The 16,652-nt window shown below is 39.1% G+C and carries 12 protein-coding genes; 5 read left to right on the top strand and 7 right to left on the bottom strand.

The features are described 5' to 3' along the window. The first annotated feature begins 66 nt into the window (after positions 1-66). The 4 genes from CRI9333_RS00070 to CRI9333_RS00085 all read left to right on the top strand — a co-directional run bounded on the left by CRI9333_RS00070 (position 67) and on the right by CRI9333_RS00085 (position 3,872). A complete protein-coding gene (locus CRI9333_RS00070) occupies positions 67-1,065 on the top strand; it encodes a multicopper oxidase domain-containing protein (protein ID WP_015201163.1) in 999 nt (332 codons plus the stop codon). A gap of 226 nt (positions 1,066-1,291) precedes the next feature. After that, positions 1,292-2,302 carry a helix-hairpin-helix domain-containing protein gene (locus tag CRI9333_RS00075; protein ID WP_041225798.1) on the top strand — a complete coding sequence of 337 codons (1,011 nt, stop codon included), beginning with the start codon at positions 1,292-1,294 and terminating at the stop codon, positions 2,300-2,302. 28 nt (positions 2,303-2,330) lie between these two features. Then, positions 2,331-2,765 carry a ferritin-like domain-containing protein gene (locus CRI9333_RS00080; RefSeq protein WP_015201165.1) on the top strand — a complete coding sequence of 145 codons (435 nt, stop codon included), beginning with the start codon at positions 2,331-2,333 and terminating at the stop codon, positions 2,763-2,765. Positions 2,766-2,891: 126 nt separating this feature from the next. Next, the gene (locus CRI9333_RS00085; RefSeq protein ID WP_015201166.1) at positions 2,892-3,872 is read left to right on the top strand and encodes an FTR1 family iron permease; all 981 of its coding nucleotides are present in this window, start codon (positions 2,892-2,894) and stop codon (positions 3,870-3,872) included. A gap of 141 nt (positions 3,873-4,013) precedes the next feature. Here the strand turns inward: CRI9333_RS00085 and CRI9333_RS00090 are convergent, their stop codons facing one another. The 6 genes from CRI9333_RS00090 to CRI9333_RS00115 all read right to left on the bottom strand — a co-directional run bounded on the left by CRI9333_RS00090 (position 4,014) and on the right by CRI9333_RS00115 (position 14,208). Further along, positions 4,014-4,373 carry an SH3 domain-containing protein gene (locus CRI9333_RS00090; RefSeq protein ID WP_015201167.1) on the bottom strand — a complete coding sequence of 120 codons (360 nt, stop codon included), beginning with the start codon at positions 4,371-4,373 and terminating at the stop codon, positions 4,014-4,016. A 172-nt stretch (positions 4,374-4,545) separates the two neighbouring features. Continuing rightward, positions 4,546-5,643 (bottom strand): chemotaxis-specific protein-glutamate methyltransferase CheB, encoded by a 1,098-nt coding sequence (gene cheB / locus CRI9333_RS00095; protein WP_015201168.1) that lies wholly within the window; start codon positions 5,641-5,643, stop codon positions 4,546-4,548. A 19-nt stretch (positions 5,644-5,662) separates the two neighbouring features. Beyond that, positions 5,663-8,179: a hybrid sensor histidine kinase/response regulator gene (locus CRI9333_RS00100; RefSeq protein ID WP_015201169.1), complete on the bottom strand. Its 2,517-nt coding sequence runs from the start codon at positions 8,177-8,179 to the stop codon at positions 5,663-5,665. Between the two features lie 278 nt (positions 8,180-8,457). Further along, the gene (locus CRI9333_RS00105) at positions 8,458-10,011 is read right to left on the bottom strand and encodes a methyl-accepting chemotaxis protein (protein ID WP_015201170.1); all 1,554 of its coding nucleotides are present in this window, start codon (positions 10,009-10,011) and stop codon (positions 8,458-8,460) included. Positions 10,012-10,671: 660 nt separating this feature from the next. Continuing rightward, positions 10,672-12,417 carry a methyl-accepting chemotaxis protein gene (locus CRI9333_RS27500; protein WP_015201171.1) on the bottom strand — a complete coding sequence of 582 codons (1,746 nt, stop codon included), beginning with the start codon at positions 12,415-12,417 and terminating at the stop codon, positions 10,672-10,674. 264 nt (positions 12,418-12,681) lie between these two features. Continuing rightward, positions 12,682-14,208: a HAMP domain-containing methyl-accepting chemotaxis protein gene (locus CRI9333_RS00115; protein WP_198013595.1), complete on the bottom strand. Its 1,527-nt coding sequence runs from the start codon at positions 14,206-14,208 to the stop codon at positions 12,682-12,684. An 865-nt stretch (positions 14,209-15,073) separates the two neighbouring features. On the opposite strand from CRI9333_RS00115, the gene CRI9333_RS00120 reads away from it, so the two are divergent. Next, the gene (locus CRI9333_RS00120; RefSeq protein ID WP_015201173.1) at positions 15,074-15,583 is read left to right on the top strand and encodes a hypothetical protein; all 510 of its coding nucleotides are present in this window, start codon (positions 15,074-15,076) and stop codon (positions 15,581-15,583) included. A gap of 76 nt (positions 15,584-15,659) precedes the next feature. On the opposite strand, the gene CRI9333_RS27975 is transcribed toward CRI9333_RS00120, so the two are convergent. Beyond that, positions 15,660-16,625, bottom strand: coding sequence for a M23 family metallopeptidase (locus tag CRI9333_RS27975; protein WP_015201174.1), 966 nt, complete (start codon positions 16,623-16,625; stop codon positions 15,660-15,662). Between the last annotated feature and the right edge of the window lie 27 nt (positions 16,626-16,652).

The raw sequence follows: 16,652 nt of genomic DNA on the forward strand, positions 1-16,652 counted from the left end.
TTAATTGAGAGACTTTTGCAATATACTAGAATTTCCGAGGGACTAAACAAGCCAGCGATCGCAACTATGCCAAATTATGACCTGCGTTGGAAAGCAGAAGATTGGAACCGACGGCACTTCCTGAAATTAGGGTTGGCAGGAGTGGGCATTGGGTGTGGTGCTTACGCTTTCCAAACGCTACTTCCTGGGCGCAAACATTCTGCGAAAGTGCCACCGCTTCTAAGCAATGTACCAACAGTAGGTAATGATATTAATCCCATGCTGGTTTTGCGGGATTTTGATTATGGCACTGTCAAGAAAGAAAACGGGCGTACTGTTAGGGAGTTTCGACTAACTGCTAAAACTTCCACTATTGAGCTTAATAGTGCTGTTACTTTTAACACCTGGAATGTCAACGGGCGTGTACCAGGACCAACTTTACGGGCAAAAGAAGGCGATCGCATTCGAGTTCTGTTCTACAATCAAGCGGGTCATTCTCACTCGTTGCATTTTCACGGTGTCCACCGTGCAGAAATGGATGGGGTTAAGCCAATTCGACATGGTGCAGCGACGGTGTATGAATTTGATGCTGAACCTTTTGGGGTTCATTTATATCACTGTCATATTGCCCCTGTAACCCGTCATGTCAGTAAAGGTTTATACGGGCTGTTTATTGTTGACCCTCCAAAACCTCGCCCCCCTGCGGATGAAATGGTGATGATTATGGCTGGGTATGATGTCAATGATGATAACCGCAATGAACTTTATGCTCTTAACGGCATTCCAGATTATTACATGATGAACCCCATCCGCATTTATCAAAATCAGCTAATTCGGATGTATGTCCTTAACATGATCGAGTTTGATGTGGCAGCGACGTTTCATCTACACGCAAATATGTTTCAGGTATATCCTACAGGGCGTACTCTCAAGCCTACTCAGGAAACAGATGTGATTACAATGGGGACGGCAGAACGCCATATCTTAGAATTTAGCTTCCGGTATCCTGGGAAATATATGTTTCATCCTCATCAAGATGCGATCGCAGAAAATGGTTGCATGGGTCAGTTTGAAGTAATTAGCTAATCTTCCTTCAAATAAAATCGCTACAACTTATTTAAAATTATCGAAAAAAAAAATCATTATTGATATAGTTTTGCAATAGAGTTGACAAATATTTTTGTTAGCAGGACAATAGACTTCGTTATCCTGCCAGGAATAACGAGTGTGCGAAAACTCTTTAACTAAAGAAATAAATACGCTCTTAAAAAAATCTCACCTGAGAAATTGTAATTTTCAGAAATTAATCATGATGTCTTTTTTCCGCTCTTGGTCTTTGGCGATCGCTATTTTAAGCCTAATAACTATTACCGCTTGTACCAACGATACTGCTAACAACTCCAATTCTCAAGTAACATCGTCCGCAACAAATAACACTGAAACGACAGCCCATAGTGGTCATAGTACTGGAAAGAAAATTAATATCAACAGTGCAATTTTATCTGAATTAGATAAATTTGAGGCGCAGTTGGGTGTTCCGGCTCTTTCTAATAAGATTCAAGCGAGTCGTCCTTATGCCAGTCCCGAAGAATTGGTGTCTAAAAAGGTCATAAATCAACAGCAGTATGACCAAATTAAAGATATGGTCACGATTGAGGATGTAGTTCTCACAGGGGAAGCTAAAGATGTGGACTACATGACTAAATTGGGTTTGATGAAAGGGCATCTGATAGTTGCTAAAGAACTTTTGGATTTAAACAAGCCTGAACAGGCAGAACCTCATATTGGACACCCTGTAGAAGAAATTTATGTGGATGTGGAAGACCAACTCAATGAGCGCAATGTCAAAGAATTTAAGACGACTTTGATTAAGTTCCAAGATTTGGTGAAGTCTAATTCTAAGGATGCTAATAAGGTCGCAGCAAATTTTAAAGAGTCAATGCAGGCGGTGGATGGAGCAATTCAAGGGTTGCCAGAAACACAACGTCAGTCTCCTAAATTTGTTTTGCAGGTAATTAATGGGTTGCTGGATGCCTCCAACTCTGAATATGGGGCGGCTGTAGCTAATGGGAAAGTTTCCGCAGCAATTGAATACCAAGATTCTCGTGGTTTTGTTAACTACGCAGACAGCTTGTACAAAAATATTTCCGATGACATGGCTAAGGATCATTCAGAAGCTCATAAAGCGATCGCAGATAGCATGACGAAATTAAAAACCGCATGGCCCTCTCCAACTGCACCCTCTGCCACAGTTCTAACACCGGAGCAGGTGTCTCAATTAATCAAGACAATTGAGCAGAACGCCCAAAAAGTGATGAAATAAGTAAATTGCCCATCACCTCGCACAAACCATGAAAGACCTTGATCAAAAGAAAACTACGGATTTGCTAAAAACCGTTATGGAATTTGAACTGGCGGGTGTAGTACGTTACACCCACTATTCCTTGATGGTTACAGGCCCAAATCGCATTCCCATTGTGGATTTTTTCAAAATGCAGGCAACTGAATCTCTGACTCATGCCCAGCAAGTTGGAGAAATCCTGACTGGTTTAGAGGGGCATCCTAGTCTAAGAATTGCTCCGATGGAGGAAAGCTATAAACACGCAGTACGGGACATTTTGGAAGAAAGCCTAGCCCATGAAAGAAAAGCACTGGATCTTTATAAAGAATTATTAGATACGGTTGCTGATGCTAGCGTTTATCTAGAAGAATTTGCCCGCACTATGATTGGTACTGAAGAATTGCACAACATTGAAATCAAAAAAATGTTGCGGGATTTTAGTTAAGAGTTCATAGGTCATAGGTGATAGGTCATAGGCAATAGTCTTGTGACTTGTAATTAAAAAATTTAAGTAACCAATGACCAATGACCAATGACCGATGACCAATGACCAATGACTAATTAACAAAAAATGGATTTTAGTTCTGCTTTACCTACATTTGTAATTACCCTACGCGAGGGTGTGGAAGCTGCCCTTGTGGTCGGGATTGTGTTAGCTTGTCTGAAAAAGGCGAAGCAAAGTTATTTAAACCCTTGGGTTTATGGGGGAGTTGGCGCTGGTATTGCCGCCAGTGCGATGGTTGGGGTAATTTTTGGCTGGATAGTGCAAGCACTGTCTAAGTCTAACCAACCGTATGCGCCTGTAATGGAGCCGTTATTAGAAGGTGTTTTTAGTGTAGTGGCGATCGCGATGTTGAGTTGGATGCTGATTTGGATGACTCAGCAAGCCAAGTTTATGAAAGCTACTGTTGAGGGTGCGATCGCAGATACTTTAAAAAGAAATATTGGTGTTAGTGCTGGATGGGGTGTTTTTAGCTTAATTTTTATCGCGGTTTTGCGAGAAGGCTTTGAAACAGTTTTATTTATTGTTGCTAAATTTCAACAAGGCTTAATTCCTTCAATAGGTGCTTTAAGTGGTTTAGCAGTAGCGGCTGGTATTGGTGTGCTGCTATTTAAGTGGGGAGTAAAAATTAATATTCGCCTGTTTTTCCAGGTAATGGGAGTTTTATTACTGTTAGTTGTGGCTGGGTTAGTTGTGTCTACTTTAGGACATTTTGATACAGCAATGGCAACATTAGCCCAAATGGATCGCAAGTCAGCAGCACTATGTTTCTACTATGAGCGATTTGCAAGAAATCATTCTTGTATTTTGGGTTCAATGGTTTGGAATACTACCAAAATCTTGCCGGAAGATAAATTCCCTGGTTTACTGTTTAATGCTTTGTTTGGTTATACAGATAAGCTATATATTGTGCAAGCTGTTGGTTATATTCTGTTTCTGCTCACTATCGGTGGAATATATTTCCGCAGTTTAACTAATCGTGTAGGTGGGACGATTAAAAATCGTAAGTTAGCACAAGAAACGGGTAGTTCTGGAGACGCAGGAAATTAAAAAGAGCAATTTTGACTTTTTAATAAAAGTAAGTTGGGTTTCACTTCGTTCAACCCAAAATTTACAATTTTTTGTAATCTCTGGCGCTAGGCTTAACCCAACCTACCAATTTATGAAATTATGAGAGCGATCGCCACAATATTAACAGGGTATTAAACTATCTTTTTCACGAATAGGAGTAAACAAGACAAAACCACGTACTGGAGCTTGGATTTTTACCCATGTAGTTTCATATTCATCTTTTGCAGTAGTTGGAATAACTGTAAAGCTACCTGTTTCTGCCTTTTTTAACGTCCCAGCTAATCTGACTTTTTGCCCATAACCAACACTACCAATGCGCGGACTAGATGAGTTTGGTGCAGAACGGATATTTAATCCAATTGGATAATTAACTTTCTGGCAAGACGAAATTGCCTTTGTTTGCGGTGGTACCTGAGCATAAGCTGTTGTAATTCCGGTGGCTAACAGTGTGCCTAATAAAGCTAAAAATTTTAAATTCATGGTTAATATTTTCCTGAATTATTGTGATAGAAGTGATACCTATTATATACTCCTCAGACAAGTTGATTTTAGGTAGTAATGACAAATGTAAACTTATCTACCCCAAAAATGTTAGAAATTGCATCAATTTTTTGAAGTTTTTAGATATTCAGTTACAGGGTTTACTTTACTTTTACAACTTAACAGGAATTTTAGATAGCAACATGGGAGCAATGTCGTTTATCGGTAGGATGTATTGAGCAGCACCAAGAGCGATCGCTTCTTTGGGCATTCCAAAAACTACACAACTATCTTCATTTTGAGCAATTGTAATTCCATTAGCATTGGCAATAGTTTTCATACCATCTGCCCCATCTCTACCCATACCTGTTAGTAAAACACCTACAGCACTTTGACCATAAAATTTAGCAACTGAGTTAAAAGTAACTGTAATCGACGGGCAATGTCCCCCAACAGCAGGACTAGATACATAACTAAATCTACCTTGGCTGTTTAATTCCAAATGATGCCTATCTGGTGCAAAATAAATGTTGCCTGGTCGTGGTATCTCACCTGCTGGGGCAATTTTTACGGTTAGGTTTGACTTAATTGCTAACCAATCAACCAAACCTTGTAAAAAACCTTCACTAATATGCTGAATACAAATTATAGGTACTGGAAAATTAGCTGGTAGTTGTGAAATAATTGTGTGTAATGCTTGAGGACCACCTGTAGAAGCTCCAATTACCAACATTTTTGCGCTCGCAGTTGACTTGCGCTGGTACAGTTCAACCTTTGTTTGTTTGGTACTTTCTTTTGGTGTTTTTACGGCACTTTCGGCTTTAATGGTTGAAAATTCTCGCCGATGCTGTGTAAAAACAGTAACTCCAGAAAGAATTTTAATTTTATTAATTAACCCTTGTTTAGCTCGTTCATAATCTGCGGCTAAACCAGCAGTAGGTTTAGGAAATACATCAACTGCACCTGCTTGTAGCAGTTTAAATACATTTTCAGTATCTTCTGTTTGTACTGAAGCACTAATTACTAAAATTGGTCGCGCAAATGTTGCCATAACTTCGCGGGTGAACTCTAACCCGTTCATTTGTGGCATATGTAAGTCGGTACAAATTACATTAGGCTTAACTTGGGGAATGAGTTCTAAAGCTTCTTTTCCTGTACGAGCAGTTCCCACCACTTCAATTTCTGGTGAGGAACTAAGCATACGTTTGAGGATTGCCATTGCAATGGGAGAATCCTCAACTAAGAATACTCGAATGGGAGATTTTACCATATTTACTATTATTATTCAGTTATACCAGTCTTTTCAATGTTTCTAATAGTACCTCTTGATTAAAGTTGCCTTTGGTAATGTAAGCGTTAGCACCAGCTTCAGCACCTCTACGTTTATCCTCTTCTGAGGCTAGGGAGGTGACTAAAATGATTGGCAATTCATTATATTGTTTATTTTGGCGAATTTTAGCAGCAAGTGTTAATCCATCCATGTTTGGCATTTGGACATCGGAGACAACAACATCAAAGTTGCGGGTTTTAAGTTTATTGAAGCCATCAAGTCCGTCTACTGCTGTGATTACTTCGTAACCTGCACTTTCTAAAATCCGCTTTTCTTGGGTACGAATAGCAATTGAATCTTCTGCTAGGAGTACTACAGGTTTTCTTTTTGCTTCCGCTACACTAATGTTAGATGTTTCAGGGATAGAAAAGCCTGATCTACCACCGTTACGGCGTAATGATTTCCTTAAATCTAAGGGATTTAAAACCATACAAACTTCGCCAGTACCTAGAATAGTTGCGCCCATTACATTACGCACCCGCTTTAGTAACTTGCTTTGAGGTTTGAGGATGACATCCTGCTCATCTAACAAAGCATCAACTAACAATCCTAGTCGCTCTTCACCAACTTGCAGAATAATACAAGGAAGGGTTTTAGCATTGTTAGTACCAATGGCTAAGTAATTTAACTCTAACAATTCTGCCAGTGTAACTACTGAAACTGGCTGCCCTTCAAGTATAATTGTTTCTCGACCTTCAATGGAGAAAATATCATCTTGGGCTACTAAAAGGGTAGTTTGCACAAATTCAACGGGTAGACAATATGATATACCCGCAACATCTACAATTAATACATGAGCGGTAGTTAGGGTTGTGCCTAGTTGTAATTTGAATGTACAACCTTGACCTTGATTTGATAATACTTGAATAGTGCCTTTGAGTCGTTCGACATTGGTGCGTACAACGTCAAGTCCAACTCCTCTGCCAGAAATATCAGTAACAATTGCGCGGGTGGAAAATCCAGGGGCAAATATCAGCGATTGAATTTGGCGCTGAGTCATGGAGTTGATTTCGTCTTCACTGCAAACTCCTCGTTTAATTGCTGTTTGTTTGATTTTTTCGATGTCTAAACCACGCCCATCATCTCCAATTTCTATTACAATGCTGCTACCGCTTTGGTAGCCTGTAAGCCGCAGTGTAGCAGTAGGAGGTTTGCCTAAAGATTGGCGTTCTTCTAGTGTTTCAATGCCATGATCGATACAATTACGAATCATGTGCATTAAGGGGTCTTTCATGTCTTCGAGAATGCGCTTGTCGGCTTTTGTTTCGCCTCCTTCAATTACTAATTCAACTTGTTTATTTTGTTGACGCGCTAAATCGCGAACTAATCTGGGGAATAAATTGAAAATGGTAGATAATGGTAGCAATCTGAGGGTACGAATGCCTTCTTCTAACTCGCCGCTAATTGTCTCTAGGCGGGAAACGTCTTCGCTGGCGGAAGTTTTTAAACTGTTAACTAAAGCTCCTAATTTTTCTAGCTTTTCATTAGAACGATGATGGAATTTGTTTACTTGTTTTATAGAACTATGATTAAGTGTTTTAATTTGGGTTTTGGAGTCAAAATTAAAGCGATTTATAGTGTTTTCACGACTCCACTCTTCCCATAAGTTGACGAGTTCTTCGATATCGGTAAGTTGGTGAGCAAGACGAATTTTTGTAACGGTAAGTTCGCCTGCTTGGGTCATTAAGGCATCTAAATTCTTGGTTTCAACTCGAATGGTATCAATGCGATAATTATTGTTGTTGCCTGCTGCTGGGGCTACGGTAGCTATGGCGGGTATGGTGCGATCGCTCTCTACTAAGGTAGCATTTTCGTTAGTATTAGCGATCGCTGGCATAACCTCTATTGAGTGACCGTTGCTACTGTTTGCGGTGGTTTCACTATTGAGAGATATTAAAGGTAAGTTTAAGAGATCTGGTGTTTCTGGTTCAACCAAAATATGTTCATCTTGGTTGATTTCTGCGGTTATTTTGCTTTCAAGTTCTGCTACTTCTGCTACTATTTCTTCTACGACAGTAGGTGTTAATTCTATTTCTGGTACGCTTTCAGGAGTATTAACAATTACGACGGTTTCTGGTTGAGATTGGCTAGGAGGTGGAGCAGTTTTTGCTCCCATTAAATGAGCTAAGACTTGAAAAGTTTTAACGTTTGCTGGCTCACCTGTGACGGCTTCGTGTACTAGCCTACGGATAGCATCTAAACCATGATAAATGCGATCGCCTGAATCTGATGAAAGTGGTGTTTGCTTAATTGTGCCTAAAATATGCTCAATTTGATGGGTCAAAGTTTCTACATCTTTGACACCTAACATTCTGGCATCGCCTTTGAGGGTATGAGCTTCCCTCAGTAACTCTTGTAACTTAGCTGTATCATTCGGGTTTTTTTCTAGGTGTAGTAAACCCGTTTCCAGATTTTGTATATGTTCTTCACTGGAGACTTTAAAGAGATTTCGGAGTTCTTCATCTTCTATCATCATGAGTTTTGGGTGTCATCCTTCTACAAAAAAATGGAATGTTCTTTGCTGGGTAGTTCACGGCTAGTAGGGAGTCGGGGAAAAATTAAAAATCCCCAACGCACTATAGATTTGAAGCTTTATTATTGATTGAGAAAAAGTGGATGATGGCGGTTTGCGTGGTTAGGTAGATGTAGTGTGACAAGCTTAGTCTCTAGGTTTTAGGCGTAAGTTTTGTCCTTATTCCTCACTCTCTACTCTTTACTCAATATTCCCAGTAAAACCTGAATAATTCACAATTTTTAAGCCAAAGCTTTCAGTTCCAAAGCCGTTTTGTTCAGTTGTTGGCTGCCGATTTTGGTTTGAACTAAGCCACTTGCAGTTTGGGTTGCTCCTTGGTTGATGTTATTCATCGCTTCCACTACCTGCTGGATAGCAACGGCTTGCTGCTTGGATGTGAGCGAAATTTGTTGACTGATAGCAGCAACGTCATTGATAGATGTCAGTGAAATTTCTTGATTTTTCAAAACTACATCATTAATGGCTTGAGTCATGCTGGAAAAAGCGGATGCTGTTTCCTGAGACAATTTGATTCCTGCCTCAGCATTTTTCTTTCCTTCCTCTGTTACCATCACTGTCACATTGATAGCGTTTTGGATATCAGAAATGAGAGTATGAATTTTTTCGGCTGATTTTTTGCTTTGGTCAGCAAGTTTACGAATTTCACTGGCAACAACGGCAAAACCTTTGCCGTTCTCTCCTGCACGCGCTGCTTCTACTGCTGCATTTAAGGAAAGCATATTTGTTTGATTAGCGATGTCTGTTACCAAGCGGGTAATATTGCCGATTTGATTAGTTTGCTCGCTTAAGTGCATAATCTGATCTGCGATCGCTAATACTTTCTCTTTTAAAGTAGACATCCCATCCAGGGTTTCCTCTACCGATTTAGTTCCGCCTTCAGCCAAGTTTAATACCTGACGCGCACCGGAGGCTGATGATTCTGCCAGGTTTAACATCTGATGCGTACTGGCTGCGGCTGATTCAGCTTGCTCGGCTGCTTGCCTAGAAGAAGCACCCAATTCATCCATTGTGGCTGTTACTTCACTAACGGCAACAGCTTGCTGTGCGGCAGTACGTTCCTGCTGCTCAACTGTCGCAGCCATTTCGCTGGAAGTACTAGAAAGAGATGCTCCGGCTTCATTAATCGCATGAATATATCTCAGCAGCGTGCGTAGTACACTAGCCCAAGCAATCAGTAACATCAGCAAAGCTAAAATAACAATTACAACCGCAACAGTTGCCCGCCGAGCTTCTGCTTGGAGAGAAGCTTGCACATAACTTTTCATTGCAGCAAGAGTCTGTTGTAGAGCTTGAGAATAGATTTGCTGTTGTTGCCTGTACTGTGGACTAGCTAATAAGGCTGCTGCTTCTGGACGTTTTCCTTGCTGGACTAACTTTAAGGCTCGATTCTCAATATCAAATAGTATAGCCGCAGCAGCATCAGCCTTGATCATGGCTTCACTTCTAAAAATATTAGGTAGTAGTTGCGTGCCTTCCTTAACAGCAGCGCCGACTTTGGGTTCAAAACTGCGATAACGCTGTTCCCAACTTTTATCCCCTGTAGCGGCTGCCATTCGCGCTGACATTACTAATGCTTCATCCCAATACTTGAGATCACCGCTTAACTCTATAATGCGATTGTCTCGAATTCTAATTTTTTTAGCTGTTTGAGATGAGTCCCAAATGTACCAGCCTATGCCTCCTAGCAGTGTAACTGTAAGTGCTAAGGGAATTAGCAGTACTTTAACGCGAGATAGTCCACTGGATTTAGTGTTTCTAGGTGTTAAATTTACCATTGCATTAATTCTTGCTGTGATGAATTGTGTAATTAGCAGATAATTTCTTAATTTGATCGGTTGTCTTGTTAGTTGGCGAAGCTTTCTGTAGAAGTTAATCTGCTTTCATAATTTGCAACGGGTGAGGTATTTTTGCCAGCCTAAAAGAGTATTCCCAAGTAGTAACTTTTAGTTACAAATTATTTTTTTAGTCGTATCCATACCTAAGCCTGTTGACTTTGTAAAATTGTTTAGTTAGGTATAGCAATTTTAAGTCAAGTGAGGTAAAAAGATTGAAAAATATTGTAGTGCGAAGCGCGTTGGCGTAGCCTGCGCGTAGCGCATAGCTGGGCGTTAGCACTGCATCTTGCTCTTCTTGAGATTTCTAGCGAGCAAGATGCTCGCACTCCTGTACATCATATATATGAAAACTGCTATAAACGTCTTTACTAAGAATTATCTCAATGGTTCAACTACCTGATCCTAGCTTAAAAAGATGAGTACTCGTATACAATCAACTTAAATAAAATAATAGGAGTTGAGTAAGTTAGTAACATTTTGTGTTTTAACTTTAAGTTCCTCAATGTTATTTTTTATAAACATATTCCTGAAATAATTTTTCCTGGAAAAATAAGTATGTTTAATTAAAATCACTAGGAGATTAAGTCTAATTAACTGAGATTAAACCATTGCTTTAAGCTCGGAAGCTGCACGCTCTAATTTTTGTGTGCCAATTTTGGTCTGACTAATACCACTAGCGGTTTCTATTGCGGCTCTGTTAAGAGTGTTCATTGCCTCTACTACTTGCTCAATTGCGACGGATTGTTGCTTGGCATTAAGCGAGATTTGTGTTGAGTTAAGAGCAATGTTATTAATAGCGTCTACAATATGATCAACAGTTTTTCTGCCTTCATCCGTTACGATGACGGTTGTATTTGTGGCATTTTGTATATCAACAACTAAATTATTAATTTTCTCAGTAGATTTCCGGCTTTGGTCTGCCAATTTACGAATTTCAGTGGCAATAACTGCAAAACCTTTGCCTTGCTCCCCAGCACGAGCGGCTTCGACTGCTGCATTTAAGGCTAACATATTGGTTTGGTTGGCTATGTCACCGACTAAATTTGTAATGGTATAAATCTGACCAATATGTTCGCTCAAACGAACAATTTGCTCGGCAATTTGTCCCACTTTATCTCTAAGACTAGATTCGGTAACTAAAGATTCATCTGTTACCGCACTACTATCAACTAAGTTTAGTACTTGCCTAGCGATATTTGCAGCCGCTTCTGCTTGCTCTGCTGATTGCCGAGAGTTAGCATTTAATTCATCCATTGTGGTAGTAGTTTGATTGACAGAGGCGGCTTGCTGGTTAGCGGTGTATTCTTGTTGCTCAACAGTAGTAGCAATTTCTGAGGAAGAGCTAGCAACAACATTAATGATGTTATTAATTGACTGAGTAGCGCGGTTAGCAAGGAATGCGGCGATCGCACTTACAATCAATGCTGTTAATATAGTTCCAATTAAGATAGTTGTCAGTAGTTCTCTTTGGGCTTGAAAGGCAATAGTTGTATCTAAATCTAGTATTACTGTCCAATTTAAGTTGGCTATTTCTTCAAATTTTTTAGTAGGTGCGATCGCCACTACTTTTTCTAGTTGATCAATCCGATTAACGGCTACTTGAGCAACTGCCTGTTGTGATGCTTTTACTTGAGGAAAGAAAGGATATAATTCTTTAGCTTCTCTGCCAATATCTTTAGGATCGTTACCTATAAATAACTTTCCAGAAGCATCAATGATATGATAAGAAATTTTTTCTAACCCAATATTGTCAATTCTTTCTCCTAGATATTTAACTGGTAATCGCGAACGAACAATGGCAATTGTTTTACCTGTTTTAACATCTTTAACAGGCGCAGCGACAAATAGTGAAAATTCTCCAGTTAAAGCTGAAGCTCTAGGATTAACTATTGCCGGACGATTTGTGCTTAACACTTGCTTGAAATAATCTCTTTCAGCCAGACCTGTTACGGGTTCTCCAGAGGATTGTATAATTGTTTTTCCGTTTAAATCGGCAACAGCAATACTGTCATAAATTCTGTAAACCTTAACGAATCGATCTAAAGCTGCTTGCTTCTGCTGATAAGTAGTAAATTTGATTACACTAGGATCTGATAAAATAGGTAAAGTGGCAAGATGCTGAATGTCTCCATATCGCTCGAACATAAAGCTATTTACTTTATCTGCTATTGCGATCGCAGATTCTTTTTCCGATTGAAGTACTTGATTAGTTATAGAACGGTTGGCAAAATAATAAGCTGTTGCTCCAATTGCGATTACTGGTATAGTTCCTAAAGCAACTGCTAATGCTATTGCTTTTGTTTTTAAACCCCAAGTTTTAGGTGTAAAGGCAGGATTATTGAGCATATAGCAATTTGGGTTAATTTATATTTACACTGGTGACAGTATTTTAATAGTGAATTAAAGAAAAATCTATATAACCCTATACTAAAATTAGAAATGCCTATAGCACTTCATCTTGGGCTACAGAAAAAAAATGTAGAGACGTACCAGGATACGTCTCTACATTAAATATTTGTAACGCTCATTTTCTAAACTATGATTATTTTTGAACCCTCAAAAAATTCAACAATTTAACTATTAGGAATCAAAAACCAATTGCCATTCTGACTAAACTACTGCTTTGAGATTCAGAGCAGCATCGTTTAGCCTTTGGACACCAACTTTAGTTTGGCTAATACCACTAGCAGTTTGAGAAGCACCTTGAGTAAGGTTATTCATAGCTTCTACTACCTGTTGGATAGCTACAGCTTGCTGCTTAGAAGTAAGTGAAATTTGTTGTGTATTTACAGCAATAGTATTAATAGAGTCAACAACATTTTCCACTGTCTTTCTGCCTTCATCTGCAACCATTACAGTAGAGTTAGTAGCATTTTGAATATCCATTACTAAACCGTTAATACGCTCGGCTGACTTTTTACTTTGATCGGCGAGTTTACGAATTTCTGAGGCAACAACCGCAAAACCTTTACCATGTTCACCAGCGCGGACAGCTTCTACAGCAGCATTTAAAGCTAACATATTAGTTTGATTAGCTAATTCACTTACCAGTGTGGAAATTGAGCCAATTTGATGAGTTTGTTCGCTTAAACGCAGAATTTGTTCGGCAATTTGTGTAACTTTTTCTCGCAGACTAGAACCTTTATAATTAGAAGCATGATCTGTGTGGTTACTACCATCAACTAAAGTTAATACTTCTCTAGCACCGTTAGCTGCTGACTCTGCTTGTTCAGAGGAAATACGGGAGGATGCGCCTAGTTCATCCATTGTGGTGCTAGTTTGACTAACAGATACTGCTTGTTGAGATGCAGTGCGTTCTTGTTGATCTACTGTGGCGGCAATCTCGCTAGAAGATGAGACAATTGTATTAACAATATTGGCAATTTTAGCACCGAGTGGTTTGGCGATCGTTCTACTGAGGAATACACCGAAAATAATTGCAGCACCAGGACCAACTATCATCCCAAGTAACATTAAGGAGTTAGTTTGCTGAACATCTTTTTCGGCAGAATTTTTAGAGTTTACTCCCAACTCTTGGCTATAGTCAATAACTGCTATAACACCTTCCGTAGCAGTATTAAAAGAGTCAAGTGCTTGATTAGCTGAAAATTCACTCATGCGGTCAAGCTGGGTATCTGCGGCTTTAGCTAATCGCATTTCTGGGGAATTTTGTTTCCCTTGACTCACCAGTTCCGCCATGCGATTTGGAGGATCTTGAATGCCAAAATTAGCAAACTTTTGATACTCCTGTAAGAATTTTTGATGGTCTAGTTTCCACTGCTCCCAATCTTCTAAAAATTTTTGGTAAATTTTCTCTTCTTCCTCATTTCTGGGAGCAGATTCATATTGTTTAAATCCTTCGTCAATTTGCTTCCAAGCGTTTTTAACTCGCTCTAATTCTACTTGTCTTTTTTTTGAGCTAAGAAGTGGGTTGATTAATGCTCTTTCTGATGACTGTACTTGAGTTTGTCCTTCATTAACTTTCCATAATCCCGTCACGCTAGGAATTGTATTATTCCCAAGGGTGTCGATATGTTTGCTCAAGCGGGAATTACCGTTAGCGCCAACTAGCCCAACCGCTAATACAATTCCACCCATGAGCATAAATGAGCCAAGCAGTCTTGTTTGTAAACTCATTTTCTGTAACATCTAATTTTAATTCCTTTCAAAGTAATAAATAAAACTTAACAAAAATCTCATACACCCTGCTTGTTGCTAATTAAATTTTAGTTTTATTTGAGATGTATGACTTCAGCAAATATGCGGAATTTAATAAGCATGGGTAGAAACATATCAAATAACCAGGGGTTAATTTTTGTGAAAATTTTAACTAAATTAGGGTTAAAGCTTTTTTAGCCACTAATTAAATGCTAAGTAGAGTGAGTTAAACGATCGCCTTAAGCTCTTGGGCGGCTGCGTTCAATTTTTGAGTACCCACTTTTGTTTGAGTAATTCCAACAGCAGTTTCTTTTGCTTCTTAGTTGAGGTTATTCATCGCGCTGACTACTTGTTGAATGGCGATCGCTTATTGTTTAATATTTAAAGAAATTTGTTAATTGCCCAAAACAACGTTATTTACTGCATTTGTTACATCAGCAAAAGACTCACCCATTTTTTGAATAACTTGCATACTTTGTTACACTGTTCTTGCACCTTGATCTGTCACCCTCACCGTTGAATTAATAACATATTGAATATCAGTAACAAAAACATTAATTTTTTATGCTAACTTTTTACTTTCATCTTCAACCTTACAAATTTCTGATGCTACCACAGCAAAACTTGTACTTTTTTTAGCTTAAGTATTACCCACTAATTGATCAGTAGCTATATTATCTACTATTATTAGTTTTGACAAATTTGGCATCACTTGGTGTAAACTATAAAGTTAGATAGATAGCACAAAAGTTAACATTTTATTTTTAGCTAAATTGAACCAGTTAAGTATATAAAGAAACGATTGCTCCCTTGACCTTTACGTGTCCCACAAAAATTTTATACAATGGTATTTTCATTAACTTCCTTTAGCCTCTGGTTAGCACTATTAACTCCATTATGTAATAGTGCCGAGTTATTAAATTCTGTAAAACCATTTCAAAACTTACAATATGTAAATTTGCCAACAGGTTTATGCAATGGTTTATCAGCAAGTATTCTGTGGGAAGTTAATGGCAAGGAATATAGTGGTCTTATCTGTGATCGAGATAATAGCTCACATATTTTTCTACAAAAATTAGTAAGCTACACATCTAACGGCAAAGCTATTTGGCAAATTGTGAGCGTGGAAACTCTTCCTAAGCCCAAAGCTGGAGAGTTGTTAGTTAATGCAGGTTGCTTTGACAAAAATGACAAATCAAAACCAATCATTGCCTTAGTCAAAGATCTTGGTTCTCAACCTTATAAAATTGTACGCGCTTGGGAAACTAATTTGATTAAAGAAAAATTTGAAGAAATTAACTCAACACAGGTTGTTTGCTACGATCCTTTTGTAGACGAACCTCTAGGGCGCTAGTATTAATACTATTTAGCCCTAAGAAGCTGCCTGTAAAACAATGTAAAGTTAGCAGAACGAAAATTCATCAACAAGTTTAATGTTGATGAACGGCGACATTACCAGATTGAGACGCACCATTAAATACAAACGGCACACTCTGTCCAAAAGTTAAATATTCCCCTGCTTGATGAACTTCTACGTGTAAGTGGGCACCTGTACTCCAACCTGAGTTACCAGTGTAGCCAATTAAGTCTCCTGCTTTGACGCGATCGCCCACGTTAATTTTCACAGACGAGGCAAATCCTTGCTTCAAGTGCAAGTAGGCAGAACGATAACCTCCATCATGCTCAATCAGCACGAAATTCATTTTGCTTTTTTTGTCTTCTCCACCACCTGTATCAGCAAATCTTTCCTCTAATCTAACCACCTTCCCCGAACGCATTGCATAAACAGCAGTACCAATAGGAACGTCTAGGTCGATGGCATACGCCATTCTACCTTGATGAGTCGTACCATTATGACCCTGTGAAATCGGCGCATTTTTTCCTAATGGGTGAATAAACCCTTGTAGCGGGTTAGCTGCGCTAGGATTTTGATTGGATTTCAAAGAAACGAGATCGGGATTACTACTAGAGCCTCTAGCCTTGCTAGTAGGAGCAGCATAGCTTAATGAGCTACCTTGTACAAAACCCTCAGCAATTAAGTAGGATTTTTCGTGCTGTTCGGCTTTAACTAACTGATCATGTTCCTCTATGCGCGGAGCCGGAGCTACTTGAGCAACAGCCACCTGGGGTAAAGCTGTTGTCACTGCTCCAAGTGAAAGGAAAATGCTTGCACTTAAGTTTTGCCAGTACTGAGATGTTAATGCTTGGTCTAGTTGTTTGCGAGTGATTAGCCCTTTTTGAATTAGGATATCACCAACTTTTTTACCACTGTCTCTCTGTGCGGCTAAAACTTCTTCTAGTTGAGCCTGAGTAATCAGACCCTTTTTTAGAAAAACTTCACCGATACGAACCTTGGTATTTTTTTTGGAACTAAAAAATATTTGAGGCACACCCATAACAATACGTCTCCTTAAATTAACCTG

It is taken from the genome of Crinalium epipsammum PCC 9333 (genome assembly GCF_000317495.1).
In the GTDB taxonomy this organism is placed as follows: domain Bacteria; phylum Cyanobacteriota; class Cyanobacteriia; order Cyanobacteriales; family PCC-9333; genus Crinalium; species Crinalium epipsammum.

Excerpts from the sequence above, each read along its gene's own strand:
- CRI9333_RS00070 (WP_015201163.1), top strand. The coding sequence starts at position 67 with ATGCCAAATTATGACCTGCGTTGGAAAGCAGAAGATTGGAACCGACGG.
- CRI9333_RS00075 (WP_041225798.1), top strand. The coding sequence starts at position 1,292 with ATGTCTTTTTTCCGCTCTTGGTCTTTGGCGATCGCTATTTTAAGCCTA.
- CRI9333_RS00080 (WP_015201165.1), top strand. The coding sequence starts at position 2,331 with ATGAAAGACCTTGATCAAAAGAAAACTACGGATTTGCTAAAAACCGTT.
- CRI9333_RS00085 (WP_015201166.1), top strand. The coding sequence starts at position 2,892 with ATGGATTTTAGTTCTGCTTTACCTACATTTGTAATTACCCTACGCGAG.
- CRI9333_RS00090 (WP_015201167.1), bottom strand. The coding sequence starts at position 4,373 with ATGAATTTAAAATTTTTAGCTTTATTAGGCACACTGTTAGCCACCGGA.
- cheB (WP_015201168.1), bottom strand. The coding sequence starts at position 5,643 with ATGGTAAAATCTCCCATTCGAGTATTCTTAGTTGAGGATTCTCCCATT.
- CRI9333_RS00100 (WP_015201169.1), bottom strand. The coding sequence starts at position 8,179 with ATGATGATAGAAGATGAAGAACTCCGAAATCTCTTTAAAGTCTCCAGT.
- CRI9333_RS00105 (WP_015201170.1), bottom strand. The coding sequence starts at position 10,011 with ATGGTAAATTTAACACCTAGAAACACTAAATCCAGTGGACTATCTCGC.
- CRI9333_RS27500 (WP_015201171.1), bottom strand. The coding sequence starts at position 12,417 with ATGCTCAATAATCCTGCCTTTACACCTAAAACTTGGGGTTTAAAAACA.
- CRI9333_RS00115 (WP_198013595.1), bottom strand. The coding sequence starts at position 14,208 with ATGAGTTTACAAACAAGACTGCTTGGCTCATTTATGCTCATGGGTGGA.
- CRI9333_RS00120 (WP_015201173.1), top strand. The coding sequence starts at position 15,074 with ATGGTATTTTCATTAACTTCCTTTAGCCTCTGGTTAGCACTATTAACT.
- CRI9333_RS27975 (WP_015201174.1), bottom strand. The coding sequence starts at position 16,625 with ATGGGTGTGCCTCAAATATTTTTTAGTTCCAAAAAAAATACCAAGGTT.